The following is a 1,271-nucleotide window of genomic DNA, read 5'->3' as shown; positions in this document are numbered from 1 at the left end:
TGACCTGCCACGGGATTTTTCCTCCACCGTTGATTAGAGTCCGATCCAACTTGAGGACGGACAATGAAGCGAACGAGATTCACGGACGAACAGATCATCGGCATCCTGACCGAGCACGAAGCAGGCGCGAAGTGCGGGGACCTGTGTCGCAAACACGGCATGTCGGAGGGCACTTTCTACAACTGGAAGGCCAAGTTCGGCGGCATGACAGTATCGGAGGCCAAACGGCTGAAGGCGCTGGAGGATGAGAACGCCAAACTGAAGAGGCTTCTGGCCGAGCAGATGCTGGATCTGGCTGCGATGAAGGATCTGGTTTCAAAAAAGTGGTAGGGCCCGCCGTGAAGCGTGAAGCCGTCGCGTATCTTCGGGCCGGTCATGGCCTGTCGGAACGGCGGGCCTGCCACATCGTCGGCGCGGACCGCACAATGATCCGCTATCGATCTCAGCGTGCCCCGGATACGGAGCTGCGCGGTCGCCTTCGCGAACTGGCCAACGAACGTCGGCGGTTCGGCTATCGGCGCCTTTACGTGCTGTTGCGCCGCGAGGGCGAGCCTTCCGGTATCAACCGGATCTATCGGCTCTACCGCGAGGAGGGTCTGACGGTGCGCAAACGGAAGGCGCGGCGTAAGGCTGTCGGAACGCGAGCCCCGATCTTGGTCGAGGCCCGGCCCAATGCGCGCTGGTCGCTGGATTTCGTTCATGACCAATTCGCCAATGGCCAGCGCTTCCGGGTGTTCAACGTAGTCGACGATGTCACCCGGGAGTGCCTCGCGGCGATCCCAGACACCTCGATATCGGGGCGCCGAGTGGCGCGTGAACTGACGGCCCTGATCGAGCGCCGCGGAAAGCCGGGGATGATTGTCAGCGATAATGGGACGGAACTGACCAGTAACGCGATCCTGCGGTGGTGTTCCGAGCACCGGATTGAATGGCACTACATCGCGCCGGGCAAGCCCATGCAAAACGGTTTCGTCGAAAGCTTCAACGGGCGGATGCGCGACGAACTGCTCAACGAGACCATGTTCCGAAACCTGACCCATGCGCGTATCGTGATCACAGCCTGGGCCGCCGACTACAACACCGAGCGTCCGCATTCGGCCTTGGACTACCAGACCCCGGCTGACTACGCACGGGCCCTGACCACCGCAATCGCCCGCCCCGCTGCGCGAAATGAAAGCTCCGCGCGTCGGGCGATTGCTCAACCTGCGCCGATCGGCGTAAACACCAACCGGACTCCGGTCGCGGCTGGATGAAAGTTCAGTGGCAGGTCA

1 protein-coding gene is annotated in these 1,271 nt (G+C 61.9%); it reads left to right on the top strand.

Annotated features, from left to right (window positions below; all coding sequences use genetic code 11):
- Positions 1–63: 63 nt before the first annotated feature.
- Positions 64–1,253 (top strand): IS3 family transposase gene (locus PRI8871_RS19395; protein WP_108887813.1). Its coding sequence is split into 2 segments (ribosomal slippage): positions 64–316 and positions 316–1,253, totalling 1,191 coding nucleotides; the frame shifts between segments, so codons are not numbered across the junction.
- The last annotated feature ends 18 nt before the right edge of the window (positions 1,254–1,271 follow it).

It is taken from the genome of Pseudoprimorskyibacter insulae, assembly GCF_900302505.1.
Lineage (GTDB): Bacteria > Pseudomonadota > Alphaproteobacteria > Rhodobacterales > Rhodobacteraceae > Pseudoprimorskyibacter > Pseudoprimorskyibacter insulae.
Note: the sequence above shows the minus strand (reverse complement) of the source record. Positions and strands in the feature narration are given on the sequence as shown.